Source organism: Vibrio sp. QJM3NY_39, from assembly GCF_057785895.1.
On record NZ_CM173505.1, the window covers coordinates 2,779,965 to 2,803,281 of the forward strand.

The 23,317-nt window shown below is 44.1% G+C and carries 23 protein-coding genes; 12 read left to right on the forward strand and 11 right to left on the reverse strand.

Features of this window, described 5'->3' with window-relative positions; all coding sequences use genetic code 11:
• Positions 1–6 precede the first annotated feature (6 nt).
• From holA to lipA, 10 genes are all read left to right on the forward strand, one after another.
• On the forward strand, positions 7–1,032 hold the full coding sequence (gene holA, locus AC3CHU_RS12430; RefSeq protein ID WP_054548033.1) for a DNA polymerase III subunit delta: 1,026 nt from the start codon (positions 7–9) through the stop codon (positions 1,030–1,032).
• A 64-nt stretch (positions 1,033–1,096) separates the two neighbouring features.
• Positions 1,097–1,414 carry a ribosome silencing factor gene (gene rsfS, locus AC3CHU_RS12435; RefSeq protein ID WP_004735247.1) on the forward strand — a complete coding sequence of 106 codons (318 nt, stop codon included), beginning with the start codon at positions 1,097–1,099 and terminating at the stop codon, positions 1,412–1,414.
• Positions 1,415–1,417: 3 nt separating this feature from the next.
• Positions 1,418–1,888 (forward strand): 23S rRNA (pseudouridine(1915)-N(3))-methyltransferase RlmH, encoded by a 471-nt coding sequence (gene rlmH, locus AC3CHU_RS12440; RefSeq protein ID WP_004735246.1) that lies wholly within the window; start codon positions 1,418–1,420, stop codon positions 1,886–1,888.
• Between the two features lie 6 nt (positions 1,889–1,894).
• A complete protein-coding gene (mrdA, locus tag AC3CHU_RS12445) occupies positions 1,895–3,787 on the forward strand; it encodes a penicillin-binding protein 2 (protein WP_054548034.1) in 1,893 nt (630 codons plus the stop codon).
• Positions 3,787–4,908 (forward strand): rod shape-determining protein RodA, encoded by a 1,122-nt coding sequence (rodA, locus tag AC3CHU_RS12450; RefSeq protein ID WP_488524643.1) that lies wholly within the window; start codon positions 3,787–3,789, stop codon positions 4,906–4,908. Before mrdA ends, rodA begins: the two co-directional genes overlap by 1 nt.
• 3 nt (positions 4,909–4,911) lie before the next feature.
• Positions 4,912–5,751, forward strand: a complete 840-nt coding sequence (locus tag AC3CHU_RS12455) for a septal ring lytic transglycosylase RlpA family protein (protein ID WP_146457503.1) — start codon at positions 4,912–4,914, stop codon at positions 5,749–5,751.
• 93 nt (positions 5,752–5,844) lie between these two features.
• Positions 5,845–7,026 carry a serine hydrolase gene (locus tag AC3CHU_RS12460; RefSeq protein ID WP_488524644.1) on the forward strand — a complete coding sequence of 394 codons (1,182 nt, stop codon included), beginning with the start codon at positions 5,845–5,847 and terminating at the stop codon, positions 7,024–7,026.
• 235 nt (positions 7,027–7,261) lie between these two features.
• A complete protein-coding gene (gene ybeD, locus AC3CHU_RS12465) occupies positions 7,262–7,537 on the forward strand; it encodes a DUF493 family protein YbeD (protein WP_017079938.1) in 276 nt (91 codons plus the stop codon).
• Positions 7,538–7,732: 195 nt separating this feature from the next.
• Entirely contained in the window at positions 7,733–8,392 is a 660-nt protein-coding gene (gene lipB, locus AC3CHU_RS12470) for a lipoyl(octanoyl) transferase LipB (protein ID WP_017079937.1), read from the forward strand.
• Between the two features lie 4 nt (positions 8,393–8,396).
• Positions 8,397–9,362 (forward strand): lipoyl synthase, encoded by a 966-nt coding sequence (lipA, locus tag AC3CHU_RS12475; protein WP_004735240.1) that lies wholly within the window; start codon positions 8,397–8,399, stop codon positions 9,360–9,362.
• A gap of 170 nt (positions 9,363–9,532) precedes the next feature.
• On the opposite strand, the gene AC3CHU_RS12480 is transcribed toward lipA, so the two are convergent.
• From AC3CHU_RS12480 to AC3CHU_RS12490, 3 genes are all read right to left on the reverse strand, one after another.
• Positions 9,533–10,894 (reverse strand): sodium-dependent transporter, encoded by a 1,362-nt coding sequence (locus tag AC3CHU_RS12480; RefSeq protein ID WP_488524645.1) that lies wholly within the window; start codon positions 10,892–10,894, stop codon positions 9,533–9,535.
• A gap of 326 nt (positions 10,895–11,220) precedes the next feature.
• Complete coding sequence (locus AC3CHU_RS12485) at positions 11,221–11,979, reverse strand: YggN family protein (protein ID WP_171329420.1); 759 nt, start codon at positions 11,977–11,979, stop codon at positions 11,221–11,223.
• Positions 11,980–12,067: 88 nt separating this feature from the next.
• Positions 12,068–12,541 carry a GreA/GreB family elongation factor gene (locus AC3CHU_RS12490; RefSeq protein WP_102482321.1) on the reverse strand — a complete coding sequence of 158 codons (474 nt, stop codon included), beginning with the start codon at positions 12,539–12,541 and terminating at the stop codon, positions 12,068–12,070.
• Positions 12,542–12,686: 145 nt separating this feature from the next.
• On the opposite strand from AC3CHU_RS12490, the gene AC3CHU_RS12495 reads away from it, so the two are divergent.
• Positions 12,687–14,621, forward strand: coding sequence for a RecQ family ATP-dependent DNA helicase (locus tag AC3CHU_RS12495; protein WP_488524646.1), 1,935 nt, complete (start codon positions 12,687–12,689; stop codon positions 14,619–14,621).
• Between the two features lie 141 nt (positions 14,622–14,762).
• Here the strand turns inward: AC3CHU_RS12495 and dinB are convergent, their stop codons facing one another.
• Entirely contained in the window at positions 14,763–15,839 is a 1,077-nt protein-coding gene (dinB, locus tag AC3CHU_RS12500) for a DNA polymerase IV (protein WP_054548040.1), read from the reverse strand.
• A gap of 162 nt (positions 15,840–16,001) precedes the next feature.
• On the opposite strand from dinB, the gene AC3CHU_RS12505 reads away from it, so the two are divergent.
• Complete coding sequence (locus tag AC3CHU_RS12505) at positions 16,002–17,243, forward strand: diguanylate cyclase (protein ID WP_065206871.1); 1,242 nt, start codon at positions 16,002–16,004, stop codon at positions 17,241–17,243.
• Positions 17,244–17,370: 127 nt separating this feature from the next.
• On the opposite strand, the gene nqrM is transcribed toward AC3CHU_RS12505, so the two are convergent.
• The 7 genes from nqrM to AC3CHU_RS12540 all read right to left on the reverse strand — a co-directional run bounded on the left by nqrM (position 17,371) and on the right by AC3CHU_RS12540 (position 23,314).
• A complete protein-coding gene (nqrM, locus tag AC3CHU_RS12510; protein WP_004735214.1) occupies positions 17,371–17,625 on the reverse strand; it encodes a (Na+)-NQR maturation NqrM in 255 nt (84 codons plus the stop codon).
• A 16-nt stretch (positions 17,626–17,641) separates the two neighbouring features.
• On the reverse strand, positions 17,642–18,646 hold the full coding sequence (locus tag AC3CHU_RS12515) for an FAD:protein FMN transferase (RefSeq protein WP_488524647.1): 1,005 nt from the start codon (positions 18,644–18,646) through the stop codon (positions 17,642–17,644).
• 174 nt (positions 18,647–18,820) lie between these two features.
• Complete coding sequence (gene nqrF / locus AC3CHU_RS12520) at positions 18,821–20,047, reverse strand: NADH:ubiquinone reductase (Na(+)-transporting) subunit F (RefSeq protein ID WP_004735212.1); 1,227 nt, start codon at positions 20,045–20,047, stop codon at positions 18,821–18,823.
• Between the two features lie 29 nt (positions 20,048–20,076).
• On the reverse strand, positions 20,077–20,673 hold the full coding sequence (nqrE, locus tag AC3CHU_RS12525) for an NADH:ubiquinone reductase (Na(+)-transporting) subunit E (RefSeq protein WP_102554235.1): 597 nt from the start codon (positions 20,671–20,673) through the stop codon (positions 20,077–20,079).
• Positions 20,674–20,680: 7 nt separating this feature from the next.
• On the reverse strand, positions 20,681–21,313 hold the full coding sequence (locus tag AC3CHU_RS12530) for an NADH:ubiquinone reductase (Na(+)-transporting) subunit D (protein WP_004735210.1): 633 nt from the start codon (positions 21,311–21,313) through the stop codon (positions 20,681–20,683).
• Entirely contained in the window at positions 21,313–22,080 is a 768-nt protein-coding gene (locus AC3CHU_RS12535) for a Na(+)-translocating NADH-quinone reductase subunit C (RefSeq protein ID WP_102440779.1), read from the reverse strand. Before AC3CHU_RS12535 ends, AC3CHU_RS12530 begins: the two co-directional genes overlap by 1 nt.
• Positions 22,070–23,314 (reverse strand): NADH:ubiquinone reductase (Na(+)-transporting) subunit B, encoded by a 1,245-nt coding sequence (locus AC3CHU_RS12540; RefSeq protein ID WP_004735208.1) that lies wholly within the window; start codon positions 23,312–23,314, stop codon positions 22,070–22,072. Before AC3CHU_RS12540 ends, AC3CHU_RS12535 begins: the two co-directional genes overlap by 11 nt.
• Positions 23,315–23,317 lie beyond the last annotated feature (3 nt).

Genomic DNA, 23,317 nt, shown 5'->3' on the forward strand with positions numbered 1-23,317 from the left:
TATTTGATGCGTATTTTTGCTGACCGCTTATCAGAGCAACTTGCTAAACAGCTAAGTAATGTTTACCTCATTTTCGGTAACGAGCCTCTGCTGTTACAAGAGAGTCGAGAAGCGATTCAAAAGGTTGCAAAACAGCAAGGCTTTGATGAACGTCACCGCTTTGCTATTGATAACAGTCTGGACTGGAATCAAGTCTATGACTGTACTCAAGCATTAAGCCTGTTCTCTAGCCGTCAAATCATCGAGCTTGAGCTGCCGGAATCAGGAGTCAATGCAGCTATAGCCAAAGAGTTACTGGCAATCTCAGAGCATATCCACAGCGATATTCTGTTGGTCTTGATTGGTACGAAGCTAACCAAGGCTCAAGAAAGTGCTAAATGGTTTAAAGCACTGTCTAATCAGGGTCACTGGATCAGTTGCCTAACGCCAGATGTCAGCCGCTTACCTCAGTTTGTCCAAGCGCGCTGCCGTCAAATAGGCTTATCTCCAGACCCTGAAGCGATTCAAATGCTGGCACAATGGCACGAGGGTAACCTATTTGCTCTCACTCAAAGCCTAGAAAAGCTAGCGCTCCAATACCCTGACGGAAAACTTACCCTAGTACGCTTAGAAGAATCACTGAGCCGCCACAACCACTTTACTCCATTCCATTGGAGTGACGCGTTACTGGCTGGAAAAGGTAATCGTGCACAACGAATTCTAAGGCAACTGGAAGCTGAAGGTGTAGAGCCAGTCATTTTACTGCGTAGCATACAACGTGAACTTGCCTTGCTATTACAAATGCAGCAACAAATGAAACAGATGCCGATCGGCCAAGTATTCGAAAAACACCGTATCTGGCAATCTAAAAAGCCTCTTTATAACGCTGCGCTAACAAGAGTTTCGATTTCTCAATTACATTCGTTGTTTGCGTTGCTGACTCAAGCCGAATTGATGACAAAAACTCAATATGAACAGTCGCCTTGGCCACTAATTCATCAGTTAAGCGTAGAGTTTTGTATCCCTTCAGCTTCAATCCCATTTCACGCATAAAAGCGTGGTATATTCTAGGGTCAACAGATCCTAAAAAGCTAAATTCAGATTAAAGGAACACCCCGTGTTACGTGAAGAACTAAAAGATTTTCTTGCAGACAAAGCCGACGACATGAAAGCAGAATCGATTGTTACTATCGATGTAGAAGGCAAGTCAAGTGTTACTGATTACATGATTGTTTGTACTGGCACCTCTAAGCGCCATGTTGCCTCTATCGCACAACACGTTGCCGATGAAGTGCGTAAAGCTGGTATGCAACCACTAGGCATGGACGGGCAGCAAGAAGGTGAATGGGTTGTTCTAGATATGGGAACAAGCATGCTTCATGTTATGCAAGAAGAACATCGTGAGCTGTACCAACTAGAAAAACTTTGGGGCTAAGCGTTGAAGATCCAGTTAATCGCAGTTGGTACAAAAATGCCAAAGTGGGTTGAAGAAGGCTTTAAAGAATATAAACGCCGCTTCCCCCATGATATGCCATTAGAACTCATTGAGATCACTGCGGGAAAACGTGGTAAAAATGCTGATATTGCACGTATTCTTCAAAAAGAAGGCGAAGCAATGTTGGCAGCAGTGCCAAAAGGCAACCGCATTGTCACGCTTGATATCCCAGGTAAAAAGTGGGATACCCCACAACTGGCAGAGCAATTGGAAAGTTGGAAGTTGGATGGACGCGACGTTTCTATCCTTATTGGCGGGCCTGAAGGATTAGCACCTGCGTGTAAAGCGGCTGCAGACCAAAGCTGGTCTCTATCGGCGCTTACTCTCCCTCACCCATTAGTACGCGTTATCATGGCTGAAAGCTTGTATAGAGCTTGGAGCATTACTGCTAACCACCCTTATCATCGAGAATAAGCGTTAATGTTACGTAAACGTAGCCAAATCCGTGATTACAAAGCAGAAGCACGACTATTTACTAGTCGTGCTTTTGTTGCGTTTGCGGGGATCATAGTCATGATGTCGATGTTGGTTGTTAACCTGTACAACATTCAGGTCAACCAATATCAAGACTATAAAACCCGTTCTAACGACAACCGTATCAAGGTCGTTCCAATCGCACCTAACCGTGGTTTGATTTACGATCGCAACGGTGTACTTCTTGCCGAAAACCGCCCCGTTTTCAACCTAGAAATTACGCCCGAAAAAATCAAAGATATGGATGACACGCTCGTCCGTCTACAAACGTTAATCGAGATTCCACCTGAACGTATCGAGCGTTTTAATCGTGACCGCCGCAATTCACGACGCTTCAAGTCAGTGCCTATTCTAAATCAGCTCACCGAAGAGCAAGTTGCGGTCTTCTCTGTAAACCAGCATAAATTTCCGGGTGTTGAGGTAACAGGCACATTAAAACGTTTTTATCCGTATGGTGATGTACTGACTCACGTTATTGGCTATGTATCGCGCATCAATGATCGCGATATACAACGCTTAGTACGAGAAGAAAAAGACGCCAATTACAAAGCAACACGTGACATCGGTAAACTTGGTATTGAGCGCTACTACGAAGACATGCTGCACGGCACCGCGGGTTATCAAGAAGTTGAAGTAAACAGCCGTGGACGAGTCATTCGCACACTAAAATTTGTCCCTTCGGTTCCGGGTAAAGATATTGTACTTAACTTAGACATCAATCTTCAGTTATACGTGCACAAACTGCTCGATGGACGCCGTGGCTCTGCCATCGTTCTTGACCCGAAAGACAATGGCGTGTTAGCAATGGTGTCTAGCCCAAGCTACGACCCAAATGCCTTTGTACATGGTATCTCCTCTAAAGGTTATAACGCTCTACTACAGAACAAAGATCGACCTTTGGTTAACCGTGCCACATTGGGTATTTATCCACCAGCTTCTACGATCAAACCGTTTATTGCCGTTGCTGCTCTACAAGAAGGTGTGATTACACCGAATACAACGCGTAATGATCCAGGCTATTGGAAAATACCTAACTCCAAAACCAAGCCGTTTCGCGACTGGTTACGTTGGGGACACGGTGTTGTTGATATAGAGAAAGCGATTGAAGAATCAGTTGATACCTTCTTCTACCAAATCTCCTTTGATCTAGGTATCGACCGTTTATCTCAATGGATGATGCTATTCGGCTTTGGTGACTACACAGGCATTGATATTTACGAAGAAAGTAAAGCTAACATGCCAACTCGTGAATGGAAAATGGCAAGACACCGTGTGCCTTGGTATCAAGGTGACACCATCCCTGTTGGTATCGGACAAGGCTATTGGACGGCAACACCGATGCAAATCGCTAAAGCCACGTCTGTATTGGTCAACGAAGGTGAAGTAACAGCGCCTCACCTATTACGTGCGACGATCGATAATGGTCAGCCATTCGATGACCAAACGGTATCAGAGATCGAAACTTATCCTCCAATCACTGGTGTTAAGCAGAAATACTGGGATATCGCGCAAGAAGGCATGAGACTGGTAAACCACGGTAAGAAAGGTACTGCAAGACGTTCATTCCAAAAGATGTCTTACCAAACCGCTGGTAAATCAGGAACTGCGCAAGTATTCGGTCTCAAAGAAGACGAAGAATACAACGCGGACGAAATCGCAGAGCATTTACGCGATCATGCACTCTTTACCGGTTATGCTCCTTTTGAAGATCCAGAAGCGGTTGTGACTATCGTATTAGAAAACGCAGGTGGTGGCTCATCAAATGGCGGCCCTGTCGTTAGAAAAATATTAGACCATATTATTCTCGCTGAAGAAGATGAAAGTAAGGCAACAAAATAATGAAACTTGATCCTTCTACTGGACGAAATAGAGCCCTATTTGAACGGCTGCATATCGACTTGCCGCTATTGCTTGGCATTCTGGTGTTGATGGGCTTTGCCTTATTGATCATGTACAGCGCCAGCGGACAAAGTCTTGCGATGATGGATCGCCAAGCAATGCGTATGGTGCTGTCTTTAGGTGTCATGATCTTCTTAGCACAACTTTCGCCTCGTACGTATGAAACCTTGGCCCCGCTGTTATTTGCAGGCGGTGTCATCTTACTCTTGGGCGTGTTGTTCTTTGGTGAGGCATCTAAGGGTGCCCAACGTTGGTTAAATTTCGGTTTTGTTCGATTCCAACCCTCTGAACTATTAAAGCTTGCGGTACCTTTGATGCTGGCTCGATTTATCGGTAAACGATCACTGCCGCCAACCTTTCAAACATTAGCGATCTCGCTAGTGATGGTGTTTGTACCTACCATTTTAATCGCTAAGCAACCCGACTTGGGTACATCTATCCTTATCGCCGCATCCGGTATCTTCGTGATATTCCTGGCTGGTATAAGTTGGAAAATCATTACCAGTGCCGCAATAGCGTTAGGGGCATTTATCCCAATCTTATGGTTCTTTTTGATGCGTGAATATCAAAAAGTACGAGTAAGAACCCTTTTTGAGCCTGAATCAGATCCATTAGGTGCGGGCTACCACATTATTCAAAGTAAGATTGCGATAGGTTCTGGTGGTATATCAGGAAAAGGTTGGCTACAAGGAACTCAATCCCAACTGGAATTCATTCCAGAGCGTCACACTGACTTCATTTTTGCGGTAATAGCCGAAGAATGGGGCATGATTGGTATTTTGTTCTTGCTTGCTATCTACCTATTCATTATTGGACGGGGTTTAGTACTCGCGAGCCAAGCGCAAACAGCATTTGGTCGAATGATGGGCGGCAGTATTGTACTGAGCTTCTTCGTTTATATCTTTGTAAACATTGGCATGGTAAGCGGTATTCTACCCGTGGTTGGTGTTCCTCTACCTCTCGTCAGCTATGGCGGTACTTCAATGGTTACCCTTATGGCTGGTTTTGGTATTTTAATGTCGATCCATACACACAGAAAAGCATTTTCAAAGGCGACCTAATCGATGTCTATTACAATATTTCAAAGAAAAGCATCTTTGGTTGATGAGCTGCCAATCAAAAAAATAGCCTCTATTCTAGGCTTGGCGATTTTGATCAACGGCTGCTCTTCACAAAAGCCAACCGGTCGCTACGATATTGATTCGGATATTGCACCGGATGCACCTATCTCGGTGGAGCATCTAGAAGATGCTCACCCTCAATATGAACCTTATAGTTTAGGTGGTAACACGGATTACACTTTGCGTGGCGAAGACTACAAGATCGTAAAGAAGACCGAAGGTTTTACCGAGAAAGGCAAAGCCTCTTGGTACGGTAAGAAATTTCATGGTCACTTAACGTCTAACGGCGAGATCTACGACATGTATTCCATGTCGGCAGCGCACAAAACATTGCCAATTCCAAGCTATGTAAAAGTGACGAATACTGATAACAATAAAACGACGATTGTTCGTATCAATGACCGCGGTCCATTCCATGAAGGCCGAATCATTGACCTTAGTTATGCGGCAGCTTATAAGCTCGATGTGTTGAGAACCGGCACCGCAAATGTTGAGATAGAAGTCATCACCGTAGCGATGCCAACCGACGCGAATAAAAAGGCCGCTTTGCCACAATTTATTATTCAGGTAGCCACTTCTCCACATGAAGACAGAACCGAGAAGTTAGCCCAAGATCTAGGTGAAAAGCTAGCTGTAGCAACGTTCTTGCAGCCAAATGACGATAACTACCGTCTGATGCTTGGGCCATTTCATGACTATGCTCTGACTCAAGAGAAATTAGAACAAGTTAAGCTAATGGGTTACCCGTCAGCTTATATAAAAAAACACACACTAACCCGCTAATTAATCTAACAGTTACTTCTGGTAATCAGCGCTCTGGTGTGACAGAGTGATTCTGTTAATATATGAATAGTTCACCAAATAATTGCATTCAAAATGATTAAATCTAATAAACTTGTTAAATCGATTTTTGCTACTTCTGTTGCTCTTTCTGCAACGATAGCTATATCGTCATTCGCCGCTCCAATTGTAGTCCCTGATGCACCGCAAATCGCCGCTAAAGGTTTTGTTCTGATGGATTACCATTCAGGCAAAGTACTAGCAGAGAAAGAGATGAACACTCAACTTTCTCCAGCAAGTTTAACCAAGATGATGACGAGCTACGTGATCGGCCAAGAGCTAGAACGTGGCAACATCAATCTAAACGACGATGTTGTAATCAGTGAGAATGCTTGGGCTAAAAACTTCCCAGATTCATCGAAAATGTTCATTGAAGTGGGCACAACGGTTAAAGTGGAAGAACTGAACCGTGGCATCATCATTCAATCAGGCAACGATGCTACTGTTGCAATGGCTGAACATATTGCTGGTTCTGAAGATGCATTCGTTGACCTAATGAACGCATGGGCAAGCTCTATCGGCATGAAAGACACGCACTTTGCTAACGTGCACGGTCTAGACAACCCGAATCTATACTCAACACCTTATGATATGGCGCTACTTGGTCAGGCGCTGATTCGCGATGTTCCTGATGAGTACCGTATCTACTCAGAGAAAAAATTCACTTACAACGGCATCACCCAGTACAACCGTAACGGTCTGTTATGGGATAAGAGCATGAACGTAGATGGCATCAAAACGGGCCATACAAGCAAGGCAGGTTATAGCCTAGTAAGCTCAGCAACCGAAGGCAAAATGCGCCTAGTTGCTGTTGTGATGGGAACTAAAAATGCTAACGCTCGTAAAACAGAAAGCAAAAAGCTGCTTAGCTACGGCTTCCGTTTCTTCGAAACAGTGGCGCCACACACAGCCGGTGAAACCTTCGTAGAAGAGAAGATCTGGATGGGTAGCAAGGATACAGTTGCACTAGGTGTCGACGAAGATACTTTCGTTACCCTACCTCGTGGTCAAGCTAAGAACCTAAAAGCAAGCTTCGTTCTTGAAAAGGAACTAGAAGCACCAATTAGCAAAGGCGATGTTGTCGGTAAACTATTCTACCAAGTTGATGGTGAAGACGTTGCTGAATACCCACTACTTGCACTTGAAGATGTAGACCAAGGCAGCTTATTTAGCCGTCTATGGGACTACCTAGTATTGCTGTTTAAGGGGTTATTCTAAACCAGTCAAAGCTTTGCACTGAGCAATACACAAGCTCAGTGCAAAGCTAACTCAATGAGTAAGTTCATTATTTACTCATTGACGAACTAAAAGCCGCCATGTGCGGCTTTTGTTGATCTTGAGTTCAGAGATATTTACACGTAATATTCCGCCCTATTACTCGTGTCTGTTGACCGAACACGCTTTTTATCGACATTTCGCCAATTTGCGAGAGTCTAGCCTTTTGGAGCTATTCATGAACATCAATTCTGATGCAAAACTAAAAGATCTCTTAGAGTTCCCTTGTTCATTCACTTACAAAGTAATGGGCTATGCAAAGCCAGAACTTACTGAGCTAGTGCTAGAAGTGATCCAGCGTCACGCTCCTGGTGACTACAGCCCAACGCTAAAACCGAGTGCGAAAGGTAACTACCACTCTGTTTCTATAAATATTACGGCGACTTCAATTGAGCAAGTAGAAACGCTTTATAAAGAACTGGGCGAGATAGAAATCGTTCGTATGGTTCTGTAATCTCCGATTACACATGAAAAACAGCGGCTTATTGCCGCTGTTTTTGTTTGAAGCACCCTATCTAGGTCAAATTCATTCAACTTAATTTTCAATAAACACAAAGAAAGTTGAAAAACCTTGCAGTCCGTCTGTAGTTAGAATCATGTTTCGCGTTTATAATGCGTTCACTTTATTAATCCTTGGGGGAGTGCTACTTTGCAAAATAAGCTAATCGTAAAAAAATTAGGCCGTCAGGATTACGAACCTGTATGGAAAGCCATGCATAAGTTCACAGACGAACGTACAGAAGAAGACGTAGACCAAGTTTGGTTGGTTGAACACAACCCTGTCTTCACTCAAGGACAAGCAGGCAAAGCCGAGCATGTACTAAATGCTGGTGATATCCCTGTCATTCAAAGCGATCGCGGTGGCCAAGTGACTTATCACGGCCCAGGTCAGTTAGTCGCTTACTTTTTGATTAACATCCGCCGCAAAAAATTCGGAGTACGTGATTTGGTGACTCATATTGAGAACCTCGTAATCAACACTCTGAAAGCTTACAATATAAATTCAACTGCCCGACCTGACGCTCCTGGTGTCTATGTCGATGGCAAGAAAATCTGCTCACTCGGATTACGTATTCGACGTGGCTGCTCGTTCCACGGGTTAGCACTCAACGTCGATATGGACCTGTCTCCATTCCTACGTATTAACCCATGCGGTTACCAAGGCATGGAAATGGCGCAGGTAAGCCAACTCGGCGGACCAAGTGAACTAGAAAACGTTGAGCAACAGTTAATACAAGAGCTAGTAGAACTACTCGGCTATGACCAAGTAGACATTCAAGCCACCAGTAACATTACAGCAGAAGCATAAAATCATGAGCAAACCAATCCAAATGGAAAAAGGCGTTAAATATCGTGACGCTGACAAAATGGCATTAATTCCCGTAAAGAATATGCCTGCTGAACAGAAAGAAGTTCTACGTAAGCCTGCATGGATGAAGATTAAACTTCCTTCAGACAGCCATCGTATTCAAGAAATCAAATCAGCAATGCGTAAAAACAACCTGCACTCAGTTTGTGAAGAAGCGTCTTGCCCTAACCTAGCCGAGTGTTTTAACCACGGTACGGCAACGTTTATGATTCTTGGCGCTATCTGTACTCGTCGCTGCCCGTTCTGTGATGTTGCCCATGGTCGCCCTGTTGCTCCTGAAGCAGAAGAGCCGAAGAAACTGGCTAAGACGATTAAAGACATGAAACTGAAGTACGTAGTAATCACTTCAGTTGACCGTGATGACTTGCGTGACGGCGGTGCCCAACACTTTGCTGACTGTAACCGTGAAATTCGCGAGCAAAACCCAAATATTCGTATCGAAACGCTGGTACCAGACTTCCGTGGTCGTATGGATGTGGCACTTGATCTAATGAAAGACAACCCGCCAGATGTTTTCAACCACAACCTAGAGACAGCGCCGCGTCTATACCGCAAAGCGCGTCCAGGTGCGAACTACAAATGGTCTCTTGATCTATTGAAGAAATTCAAAGAGCAGCACCCAACTATCCCAACAAAATCAGGGGTGATGATGGGCCTTGGTGAGACGAAAGAAGAGATCGTTCAAGTACTGAAAGACCTTCGTGAACATGGTGTAACGATGCTGACACTAGGCCAATACCTAGCACCAAGCCGTCACCACTTACCAGTAGAACGCTACGTGCCGCCTTCTGAGTTCGATGAGCTGAAAGAAATTGCTCTAGAGCTAGGCTTCACTCACGCCGCTTGTGGTCCGTTTGTACGTTCTTCTTACCATGCAGACTTACAGGCTCAAGGTATGGAAATTAAGTAATCACGATTGCTTAACTAGAAATACGAAGGCGCTGACTATTATGTTCAGCGCCTTTTTTCTATCTTGTTCGTGCCACTTAAAAACAACAAAGCCACTCTTTATGAGTGGCTTTGTGCTTAACGTTTCAAGTTCTTCTGAGGGTTTACAGAGAGTCCAGATAGGGATCAGCGTTAGCCGAAAGATGCCCAGATAACCGTTGCGACTAGGATTGGGCACACAAACTTCACATACATTGGCCAAACTTTACCAAACCAACCCAATTGGAAATCAGGGCAACCTTGCTCAAGCTCTTTCACCTTAGAAGCTCGACTCCATACCCAACCACCAAACACGCAGAACATCAGTGCAGCAATCGGTTGAAGGTACTGAGTCGCAATCATCGCCACCATGCCAAACATCGCGGCAAAGTTGTAAACAATCACCACACTGAACAATGCGATGGCACCACCAATCACCCAGCTTGTTGGCGTTCGTCTTGTATTGAAACGCTCACTCACTAGCGCTACAGGTCCTTCCAGCATCGAAATTGAAGAAGTAAGAGCAGCAATCGTTAGCAACAAGAAGAAGACAATTGCGAAGATCTGACCAAGTACGCCTAAGCTATCAAACATCAAAGGCAGAACCGTAAATACTAGCGTGTCAGAGCTTAATAATGAGCCATCTTCAGCGTAGATTTGTACCCCTTTCTGCATCGCTACAAACATTGCAGGCATGACGACTAAACCCGCAATAAACGCAACAGCAGTATCGACTAAGGTAACGTTCATTGCCATTTTTGGCAGGTTCTCTTTCTTACTTAAGTAAGAGCCATAAACCAACATCGAGCAACCGCCAATAGTCAGCGAGAAGAAACCTTGCCCCATTGCCGCTAGAATCAGTTTTCTGTCCCAAACTTTCTCAAAGTCTGGAACTAGGTAATGTTTCAGGCCTTCCATCGCGCCAGCTTGGGTCATGATGTAAACAAACAGTAAGCCAAACAAAACAAACAGCGCAGGCATCAAACGAGTCGACCATTTCTCGATACCTTGCTTAACACCGCCCTGAACAATCAAGATAGTCAGCACATAGAATGCGACAGTGCCAAATACATTTCGCTCAACACTGAAGCCTTTAAACCAATCAGCAACAGCCTCTAGACCTATCAGATCAGCGACAGCACCAATGAGGAAGCAGATCAACCAGCCTCCAACAATACTATAAAATGCCAACACGGCACTTGGGACACTTAGGCCAATCCAACCGACAAATTCACCGACTTTCTTACCTAACGGATTTGTCGTCAACGAGCGCATACTATCGACAGGGTTCGCTTGACCATGGCGGCCAATCGCCATCTCAACCACCAGCATCGGGAAAGCAACCACGAAAATCATGATTAGGTAAACAAGCAGAAAAGCGCCACCGCCGTTACTGGCAACTTGAGTTGGGAAACCCCAAATATTACCTAAGCCAACAGCTGCACCCGCCGCTGCTAAAATAAAACCCAAACGAGAGCTAAAGTGCTCTCTTGAAGAGGAAGATTGTTGGTCCATATTGCCCGCATCAAAAATCAGTGAACTAGTTTAGAAGTACAGTAATAAAAAGCAATGATAGGTACAACCAATAAATGAACAATTCTCTAATTTTTACAATCAATGCGCTATTTACAACCACAAAGTTAACAATCTACCGGTGTTATCGTTCGCCAAATAACGATCAGTCAAGATGTAGACCTAGGAAAACGAAGAAACGAAGAAAATATATCGGGTTAAATGCTCGTGCGGCTGAATTCATAGATCCATAAACACCCACATCCATAAGCACATACATACAAAAAGAGCACCAAACGGTGCTCTTGTTATTCATCAGTCAATTCAGATTAGATCGTGAATACTTGATAGTCTTTTAGGTTCGGAATGATTTCATGCAGCTCTTGCTCTTGTTCTGCCATCTCATCAAGTGAATCACAGAACTCATTCGCTTCCTCTTGCACTTGTTGAGAGTGTTCTTTCATTCGCTCTTCAACTTTAAGCTTTAATTCAGCCATGCTATCAGCCATTTCGGTCAGATTTAGTCCGCCGTCTTGCTTCATTTTTTCTGACATCGCATTAAAGGCACTTGAGATAAACTCTTGGTTAAAGATCTCCTTAGCCTTTTCGAAATCTTCAGACCAACCATTGGCCATCGAATCAAAACTGTCTGCTGGTAACACTAACTCGCCATCTTTGTAGTAACGAGCTTCCAGTTCAGCAAAGTAGGTTTTCATTGATTCTTTTACATTATCAAATGAATCCGGTGAATCTAGGCTAGCCGCAATATCATCAATCACGTCATTCGCTAACGCTAGGCTATCGTTCGCCATTTGTTTCGCTCGTGGTAAGTACTCACTCATGCTTTCGCGGTATTTTTCAATCGCCGCTTGTTGGTCGGCATCAAGCTCAACCTTCTCACCATGGATATATAAGTCGTTGTTGCCATCGAAAACGGCAGTATCACCATTCACTTGATGGATTTCGACTTTTTGGTCATCGATTCGTAATTCATTTTTCAAATCAACTCGACACTGAGCTGCAAAAGTTGGCAGGCTCACAACAGCGGTAACCACTGTTAATGATGCAATTAATACGCTTTTTTTCATAACACCCTCTCATCAATCTGACCGATTACTATACCCTTGGTATATGCTTCTTTGTCAGAGAAACGTTTTATATATATCCGTTACTCAGTTAGTCGATAGATATTACTTCGTAGCAAAACTGTTTATCTGCGACCTTAAACTCAATTTCATCACCGACTTCTTTACCCATTAGAGCCTGGCCAAAAGGTGCATTTGCCGTCACGATGGCAATCTCATTCTCATTCCACGAGACAGAAAGTCCGCCGACTCTCGGCCCCATAAAAAAGTGTTTATATTGATCATGCTCGTCAATGACCACAACGTAGCTGCTCACCGTAATTCGCTCACTGTCGCGTAACACTAAGTTACGATAACACTGAATGTCGTCTTCACACTCTTGCACTCTTACGGCTTGGCCATGAGCAAGATACGAAGCTTCTAATGCCAATGTATCGTACTTGTGCTCTGGCACGGTCTCTTCATCGGTGGCAGCATCAATCGCACGCTGAGTCGCAGATTGGGCGATACGTAGTCGGGATTCGAGTTGCTCTAAGATTATTTGGCGAAGCTCAGACTTATTCATACTATTGGGGTGCTTTTCTATAGGAGCTACAGAATAGAATTAGGTACAATCAGGTGCAAGACATTTGATTCATCAAGCGACGCTATCATGAATGGACGCTCGCTTTATCATCAATACGACACTTAATAATTCAGGTAGAACATAAATGATTGAGCAGAAGTTAAAACAAGTATTCGGATTCGACTCACTGCGTAATGGGCAAAAGCAAGTCATTGATAATGTTCTATCTGGTCATTCGACGGCGGCCATATTCCCAACCGGATCAGGTAAGTCGCTTTGCTATCAGTTGCCAGCGCTAGCATTGCCACATTTAACCTTAGTGATATCGCCACTGTTAGCTTTAATGAAAGACCAGCTCAGCTTCTTGCACAGCAAAGGCATTAGCGCAGCTGCAATCGAATCAAGCCAAGACAGACAAACCACCCAACAAGTGATGCAGTCGGTACGTAACGGAGACACCAAGATCCTGATGATCTCGGTTGAGCGTCTTAAGAACGAACGCTTTCGCCAGTTTATCTCCCAAGTACCAATCTCGTTACTGGTGGTCGATGAAGCGCACTGTATTTCAGAATGGGGGCATAACTTTAGACCAGACTACCTAAAGCTTCCCCAGTACCAAAAACAGCTCAATATTCCTCAGGTACTGCTGCTGACAGCAACCGCGACCACATCAGTTATCCAAGATATGAAGTCTAAGTTTGATATCGATGAGGAACGTGTTGTGGTTACGGGTTTCTATCGTCAAAACCTCGATCTGTCGATTCAACCTTGCGAACAAACCAGCAAACTAGAAACCTTGTGCAACGTCGTTAATCAAGCTTCTCTTGATCCGACTATTGTTTATGTCACCCTTCAACAAACAGCAGAGATGGTGGCTCAGCAACTTCGTAACGCTGGCGTTAATGCTGTTGCTTATCATGCAGGTCTTAAGCCAGAAAACAGAGATGTAATTCAACATCAATTCATGAATGATGACGTAAACTGTATCGTGGCCACCATTGCGTTTGGTATGGGCGTCGATAAATCGAACATTCGCCGAGTCATTCACTTTGATTTACCTAAATCGATAGAGAACTACTCGCAAGAGATCGGTCGAGCAGGCCGAGATGGCCAGCCTTCAGAATGTCTTCTTCTCGCCAACAAGTACGGCCTCAGTACACTAGAGAACTTCGTATTTGGCGATACGCCAGACAACATATCGATTCAAGCAGTATTGAAAGAGATCTACGAAAATCAAAACATTGGCGCTTCTGGCTCAAACCAATGGGAGATTATGCTTAACCAGCTATCACGTGAATCCAACATTCGTCAGTTGCCGCTAAAAACGCTACTGGTGTATCTCGAAATTGAAGGCGTGATTGAGCCGAAGTACAGCTACTTTGCTGACTACAAATTTAAGTTCGTTCGCCCGAAGCAGCAGATCACCGAACAGTTCCAAGGCGAACGTCGTCATTTTGTCGAAGCGATTTTCCAGTGCTCGCCTCAAGCCAGAGTCTGGTGCCAAGTTGATTTCGATGCGCTGTGGACACATTTCCAGACTGATCGTCAGCGTGTGATTGCGGCAATCGATTATTTCAATGAACAAGGTTGGATTGAGTTGGAAAGTAAGCAGATCACAGATGTATATGCGATCCACAACACCTCTGAAGACATGATGCAGTTATCGGAACGTCTAACTGAATTGTTTAAAGAAAAAGAGAACAGTGAAATAAACCGTCTTAACCAAATGCTGAGCTTCTTTGAGGCAGACACTTGTCTAAGCTCACGCCTAGCGAGCTACTTTGCCGATGATAAGGCACCAAAAAAATGTGGTCATTGCTCGGTATGCCGTGGTGAGGTGGCAATATTACCAACCGTCGATATTGAACCCGTTGACGACGAAACCGTAATGACATGGATTCATGAATTTGTATCTAAGAGCCAACAATTGATCACCGACGAAGCCATTACGCGTTTTCTATGCGGAATAGCAACCCCGCTTTCAACTAAGCTTAAAGCCAGCAAAATGGTCGGTTACGGAAAGTTAGAGCAGCAACCATTCAGTGATACCTTAGCGCGAGTTAAACAGCTTCCTAGATAAGGCATCTCACGTATTGATATAGAAACTGGCTAGGCTATGAAGTCTAGTCGGTGCTTATCAGTGCACATCTCATTACTCTATTCCCACTTATCCTCTATCCTCACCTACCCTCTATTCTTATTACTCTCTAAACAAGACAGCCTAAAAGAAACTCAACTGACGCATTTGATCTTTGGGTTGTAGCATCACGCTCAAACCAAGCAGGCGTATTTCTCGCCCCTGTTGTCTTTTCAGTATTTCACTTAACAGTTCTTTGAAGTGTTCACGATCTAGAGAGGCGTGGATGTGTTCAATTGTGGTTTGTTGAAAGTCGGCGAACTTGAGCTTAATGCCCTGCTTGATGATCGCTTTACTTGGGCTGGCTTTTTCGAGACGAGTTTCAAGCTCAGGAAACAGCTTATCTTCGATCACCTGCCAACATTCCTCGTAGGTAGAAATGTTTTGAGTAAAGGTGCGCTCCACACCTACCGATTTTCGTTCACGTTCGATGATAACTTCTCGGTCATCAACTCCATGACTGCGCTTCCATAGTGATGCACCTTGACGGCCAAACCTGAGCAATAGATCGCGATAATCAGACTCCTTAATATCCTTACAAGTAAAGAAGCCTGCTTGATGCAGTTTTTCGATACTGACCTTGCCAACACCGGGAATCTTTTCGAGTGGGAGCTCATCAATCACGGCTTGTACGTCTTGTGGAGGAATCACAAACTGTCCGTTAGGTTTGTTCATATCTGACGCTACTTTCGCTAGAAACTTTATTGGAGCGATGCCAGCCGAAGCGGTCAAGTTGAGTTCATTCCAGATATCGTGACGAATCGCCTCTGCAATCAGTGTGGCCGAACCATGACATTGCTTGGAATCGGTGACATCAAGGAAAGCTTCATCCAAAGAAAGAGGTTCGATGATGGATGTGTATCGAGAAAAAATTTCGCGGATCTTTTTCGATATATCGACGTAGACCGACATTCTCCCAGGGACAACCAACAGGTTGGGGCAAAGCTGCAGCGCTTTTCCTGTTGGCATTGCAGAACGAATACCAAACTTGCGAGCTTCGTAATTACATGTACTCAAAACCCCGCGCTGTTTTTCATGTCCCCCGACGGCGAGCGGGCGATTTCTATAAGATGGGTTATCTCGCATTTCTACAGCTGCGTAAAAACAATCCATATCAACATGGATTATTTTTCTAACTTTCTCTTCGCCCGCACTACACATTTGGGAATAACTCACCTTACAACTGTATCTATGAACAGTATAATCAATTATTCCTAGATTTAAAATGATCTGGAGTCCAGCTCAAGAGGTTTCTCTTCAATAGCCGCCTACTATTCTGATAGTATTGTTAAGGAGTATTTAGTCTATAAGTAGGGATAGCTTTTGAGTGAGAAAATACTAGTAGTAGAAGACAGTCGTGCATTCAGAAACTACCTGTACCAGCAATTTAAAAATGATGGCTATGATGTTTCACTGGCTGAATCTGTAGCAGAAGCCAAAGCTATCTTAGAGCAAGAGACGGATTTCTTGTGTGCGGTGCTCGATTACTGCTTACCCGATGGCCAAGATGGTGAGATCATTGATTTGGTACTCGGCTATCAACAAAAAATCATTGTGCTCACGGGCATGTTCAACAACACACTTCGAGAGCAAGTACTCGCAAAAGGTGTGCTTGATTACATCCTCAAAGACAGCATGTCGTCAGTCAGTTACTTACTTCCTCTGGTTAATCGAATCTCGAATAACCGATACCATAAAGCTTTAGTTGTTGATGATTCTGCTGTGGTTCGTCGATATGTCGTCCAACTTCTTGAGCATCAATATATTCAAACGATTCAAGCGGAAGATGGAGAGCAAGCACTAGAGCTCCTCCAAAACGATCCTGATATCACTTTTGTCGTTACCGACCATGACATGCCGAACAAAGATGGCATTTCGATGACCCGTGATATTCGAGTCCAACACGATCGTAATCAACTCGCTATTCTCGGCCTATCTGGCAGTGATGATCGCACAATGACTGCTCGCTTCCTTAAAGCTGGCGCCAACGACTTCCTTTATAAGCCATTTAACCAAGAAGAATTTTTCTGCCGTATTCACCAATTACTCGACATGAAAGAAGCGACCAACGAACTGTTTCGTCATGCAAACGAGGATGCTCTGACCGGACTTTGGAACCGTCGCTACCTATTCAATCAAACATGTAAAGGCTGCGAACATCGCAGTATCGCCATGATGGATATCGACTTTTTTAAAAAGGTGAATGATACCTACGGCCACGACGGTGGTGACGCGGTATTAATTGAGATTGGTAAAATCATCAAAGAGCACTTTAAAGATGATTTAGCGGCTCGCTTCGGTGGCGAAGAGTTTTGCATTCAGTCATGCGAACCATTTGAAGATTTTATAGAGACCTTGGAGTCGATGAGAGTCGCAATTGAAAATCATGAAGTACAGCATGATTCACATGTGATTAAAGTGAGCATGAGCATTGGCGTGACCGACCAAGAAGGCTCTTTAGACGAGCAAATCAAAGCAGCAGACGAGCTACTTTATACCGCGAAAAAGCAAGGTCGAAACCAGTTGATATGCGCTCGTAATAACCTTCAACGCGTTAATGAGTAACTCCTGTTTTCCTAGAGCACGAATCGAGTCAGCCTTTAAAATGAAAAGAGCCCAAGGTGTTAACCTTGGGCTCTTTGTTTTTTGAGGAGCAGGTTTCGCTCCTAATCGTTATTGCTGCTAATCGCAATTAAGCAATACGATCTTTATTCCAAGAAGCTTCTTTTTGCTGACGCTCAGCCAGTTTCTCTTCGCGGTACGCTTCACGTGCTTCACGCTTTTTGCGCGCATCACAAGGTTCAGGACAGTTACATACTTTATCAATACCAACAGCCCCTAAGCCACCACAGCTACCCTTCACAACTTTCTTTTGGATAATATAGCCAATAGACATCGCTGCGATTACTGCAAGAAAAACACCAAATGTAATCAGAAATGTATTCATAATTATCTCGCTTACCTTATTTACCTAAGTATGGCTTAAATGCTTCAGAAGCAATTTCTTTAAAGCCATCTGCTGTTTTTACCACCATGAACACAGGGATGTTATGTTGGTTCGCGACTTCCAGTCCTTTTTCTTCACCTAAGACCATAAGGCCTGTAGATAAGCCATCTGCAGTCATTGAAGACGGGTTTAAAACGGTTACAGAAACCACTTTATGATGAAGCGGCTTGCCTGTTTCAGGGTTGATGATGTGTGAGTAACGAACACCATCGTGCTCAAAATAGTTACGGTAGTCACCAGATGTTGCGATCGCCATATCACCCGGCTCGATGATCTCTTGAATGTTGCGCTCGTCGACAGTTGGCTTCTCTATGGCGATACGCCAACCCACACTTTCACGGTTTAAACCCTTCAAGCGGATTTCACCACCTACTTCAACCATGTAATTATGAATACCAATTGAATCAAGGTAATCAGCAACGACATCCACACCCCAACCTTTTGCGATAGTTGAAAGGTCAACATACAAGTTAGGCAAGTCTTTGCTTAGCTTATTACCTTCAACGCTTAAGTGATGAATACCAACCTTAGCCTTGCGAGCTACAAGCTCTTCATCTGATGGAACCACTTCAGGACGAGCTTCAGGACCAAAACCCCAAAGGTTAACTAATGGCCCAACCGTAACATCCAATGCACCTTCAGTAAGACCGTTCAAACGAATCGCTTCTTTCACAACAATAGCTGTTTGTTCAGATACTTCGAATGCATCGGCACCTTTATGCTGGTTAAAACGGCTAAGTTCTGAGTCCTCACGGTAGGTCGACATTTGATCATTCACTTCTTCAAGCAGACGGTCGATCTCGGTATGAACTTCGTTAGACTCAGGAAATTCATCACCATTGATGTACTTAATATTGTAACTGGTACCCATTGTAGGGCCACTTAAATGCACTTGCTCTCTTGCCTGATCACAGCCCGCAAGAAAAATCAAAGAAGTTAATGCAACAAGCCAAATTCTCACTTGCTTACTCCTGTTTAAGGTTAAGGGTTTATATAAGGAAAAATAAGAGTAAAAAATAGGTATTTTGAATGCCTTACTCTTTCTTATATAAGCCAGTTTGTTGTCACGAGTAGTCTTAGAAAAACAAATGGCTGACTCATAAGAGTCAGCCATAATATCAATCACTTAAATGGATTAACCACCGAAGTCATCTAGTAGGATGTTTTCATCTTCTACACCAAGATCTTTCAGCATGCCGATAACAGCCGCGTTCATCATTGGTGGACCACACATGTAGTACTCACAGTCTTCAGGAGCTTCATGATCCTTCAGGTAGTTTTCGTACAATACGTTGTGGATGAAACCTGTGTAACCATCCCAGTTGTCCTCTGGTTGAGGATCAGACAGTGCACAGTGCCACACGAAGTTCTCGTTTGCAGCCGCTAGGCCATCGAAATCTTCAATGTAGAACATCTCACGCTTAGAACGTGCACCGTACCAGTAAGACATCTTACGAGTAGAGTTAAGACGCTTAAGTTGGTCGAAGATATGTGAACGCATTGGCGCCATACCTGCACCACCACCGATGAATACCATTTCATTGTCTGTGTCTTTAGCAAAGAACTCACCAAATGGACCAGAAATAGTACATTTGTCGCCTTCTTTAAGAGACCAGATGTATGAAGACATCACACCAGGAGCTACGTCAGGGTTGTTTGGCGGCGGAGTTGCGATACGCACGTTAAGCTTGATGATGCCTTTCTCTTCTGGGTATGAAGCCATAGAGTAAGCACGAATCGAATGCTCTTTAACGATAGACTCGTAACGGAACAAGTTGAACTTATCCCAGTCACCACGGTATTCGTCAGGAATATCGTAATCTGCGTATTTCACGTGATGTGGTTCAGCTTCAATCTGAATATAACCACCCGCGCGGAACGGAACTTCTTCACCTTCAGGGATAGCAAGTGCTAGCTCTTTGATGAAAGTAGCTTCGTTATCATTAGAGATAACTGTACATTCCCACTTCTTAACACCAAAGATGTCTTCGTCTAGCTCAATCTCCATGTCAGTTTTCATAGCAACTTGACATGCAAGACGTTCGCCTTCGCGAGCTTCGCCTTTGGTGATGTGATCAAGTTCAGTTGGTAGGATGTCGCCACCACCAGACTTAACTTTTACACGACACTGACCACAAGAGCCACCGCCACCACAAGCAGACGATACGAAGATACCAGCGCCAGCTAGGGCACCAAGTAGCTTGCTACCAGGTTGAGTAACGATCGCCTTTTCAGGGTCGCCGTTTACAGCAATAGTGATGTCACCTGATGGTACTAGCTTAGACTTAGCGAAAAGAATCACTAGTACTAGAGCCAATACAATAATGGTAAACATCGCTACGCCAAGAATAATGCTTTGCATTTGTTATTCCTTATTACTGGGTGCTTACCCTACAGTTGAACACCAGAGAAAGACATAAAGCCTAACGCCATCAGACCAACAGTAATGAACGTGATACCAAGGCCACGTAGACCTGGAGGTACGTCAGAGTACTTCATCTTCTCACGGATACCCGCAAGAGCAACGATAGCTAACATCCAACCCACACCAGAACCGAAGCCGTAAACAACAGATTCAGCAAAGTTGTAGTCACGAGTTACCATGAAAGATACACCACCAAAGATTGCACAGTTAACTGTGATCAATGGAAGGAAGATACCTAGTGCGTTGTACAAAGGTGGGAAGAAACGGTCTAGAACCATCTCTAGGATTTGTACAAGTGCCGCGATAACACCGATGAATGCGATGAAGTTAAGGAAACTTAAATCAACATCAGGAAACAGTGCATTTTCTTTCAAGATATTGGTGTAAAGCAAGTTGTTTACAGGAACAGCAATTGTAAGAACTACAACTACCGCAACACCAAGACCAAAAGAAGTTTTAACTTTCTTAGATACCGCTAGGAACGTACACATACCTAGGAAGAAAGAAAGTGCCATGTTTTCGATGAAAATCGATTTAACTAGCAGACTAATATAATGTTCCATGACTACCTTACCCCTTCGCTTCTACTTGTTCTGGTTTGAACACACGAATTGCCCAAATCAAGAAACCAATTAGGAAGAATGCAGAAGGTGCTAGAAGCATCAAGCCGTTTGGCTGATACCAACCACCGTTGCTCACTAGAGGTAGTACTTCCATACCAAATAGTTTGCCAGAGCCTAGAAGCTCACGGAAGAAACCAACAGTGATAAGAACGAAACCGTAACCAAGACCGTTACCAAGACCATCGATGAAAGATGGGATTGGCGCAGACTTCATTGCGAATGCTTCAGCACGACCCATTACAATACAGTTAGTAATGATTAGGCCAACGAATACAGATAGCTGCTTAGAGATATCGTATAAGTATGCTTTAAGCACTTGGTCTACCACGATTACTAATGATGCGATAATTGCCATCTGAACGATGATACGCACACTGTTAGGAATGTGGTTACGGATCAAAGAAACGAAGAAGTTAGACAGAGCAGTAACGAACATTACCGCGATAGTCATAACAAATGCTGTTTCTAGCTTAGTGGTTACCGCAAGAGCAGAACACACACCAAGAACCTGTAGCGCGATTGGGTTGTTATCCAACACAGGCGCTAAGATGCTCTTTTTAATTTCTTTTGCACTAGACATTAGTTCAGACCTCCGTCACGAACTTTTGCTAGGAACGGACCAAAGCCCATATCACCTAACCAGAAGTCAAATGTATGTTGAACACCAACGCTGGTCAGTGTTGCACCAGAAAGGCCATCTACACCGTGCTCAGAACCTTGAGGAGCGCCACCTTTAACAACCTGGATAGCAGGTTTGTGATTTTCGTCGAATAATTTCTTACCAACGAATTGAGCGCGCCAAGTTGGGTTCTCAACTTCACCACCAAGTCCAGGAGTTTCACCTTGCTCGTAGTAAGTGATACCAGAAACTGTGTTGCCATCAGTTTCTACCGCAACGAATGCGTACATCATTGACCATAGACCGTTACCGTGAACAGGGATGATAACTTTAGAAGTTTCAGCGCCATCTTTCACTAGGTATACCGTACCCGTGTTAGCACGACGAATGATCTTAGCGATGTCATCTTCAGCTGAAAGCTTGATTGACTGAGCTGGATCTTTTGCCGCTTTACGTTGGTCGTATGCAGCAGCGTCGCCGTCAACGAAATCGCCAGTAGCGAAATCAACTAGACGAGGTTCGATGTTCTCTTTATACAGGTCTGGAATCTTACCCGTAAGCTCAATGCCCGCAACTTCAAGGATCTTAGTTTGCTGATCCAGAACCGCGTTCTCTTGTTGCTTAGGTTTAAGAACAACTGCAGCTGTTGAAACGATGATTGAGCACACTAGGCTCAATGCGATAACAACAAACAGCGTCTTTTTAATGCTATCGTTATTACTTGCCATAGCGCGCTAGTCTCCGCTTAATGTTCTTCTCGATTACAACGTGGTCAAACAGAGGAGCAAATAGGTTTGCGAATAGAATCGCAAGCATCATGCCTTCTGGGTATGCAGGGTTAACTACACGAATCATTACACACATTGCGCCGATTAGGATGCCGTACCACCACTTACCTTTATTGGTAAATGAAGCTGATACTGGGTCAGTCGCCATGAAGAACATACCGAACGCGAAGCCACCTAAAACTAGGTGCCAATGCCAAGGCATGCTGAACATTGCATTAGTGTCAGAACCAATCACGTTAAATAGTGTTGATACTGCAACCATACCTATCATTACACCCGCAATGATGCGCCATGAAGCAATGCCCATGTAAACAATCATTGCTGCACCAATCATAAGTGCAAGCGTTGAAACTTCACCGATAGAACCTGGAATGTTACCAATGAATGCGTCCATCCAAGTGATTGCTTCACCTGATGTTACGTTCATTAGTGCACTACCGCCGCCTTGAGCCCATTGGCTAAGAGCAGTTGCACCAGAGAAGCCATCTGCAGCAGTCCAAACTACGTCACCTGAAATCTGTGCAGGGTATGCAAAGAACAGGAACGCACGACCAGCAAGAGCAGGGTTCAAGAAGTTACGACCCGTACCACCGAAGATCTCTTTCGCAACAACAACACCAAAGGTAATACCTAGTGCTGCTTGCCATAGAGGAAGCGTTGGCGGAACGATAAGCGCAAATAAGATAGAAGTAACAAAGAAACCTTCGTTGACTTCGTGCTTACGCACCATACAGAACAGTACTTCCCAGAAACCACCAACGATAAATACCGTTGCGTAGATAGGTAAGAAGTAAGTCGCACCCAAGAGCATCTTACTACCCCAACCTGCATCGGCCCCTAAGGAGGCTCCAAGCATTTCGGTTAGCCAGTAGTGCCAGTTACCATCAATGATAGAAACTAGTTCTGCACCTGAATACATGTGGTTTAGTGCTGCGATAGCCTGACCACCTGCGTTGTACATACCCCAGAACATTGCTGGGAATACCGCAAGCCAAACCATGATCATGATACGTTTTAAATCAACGCTATCACGGACATGCGAGCTTTTCTTTGTAACAGTACCTGGTGTGTAGAAAAGTGTTGCTGCTGCTTCGTAAAGCGCAAACCACGTTTCGTGTTTACCACCTGGTTCAAAATGATGCTCGATGTCTTCAATAAACTTTTTAAGGCCCATGAA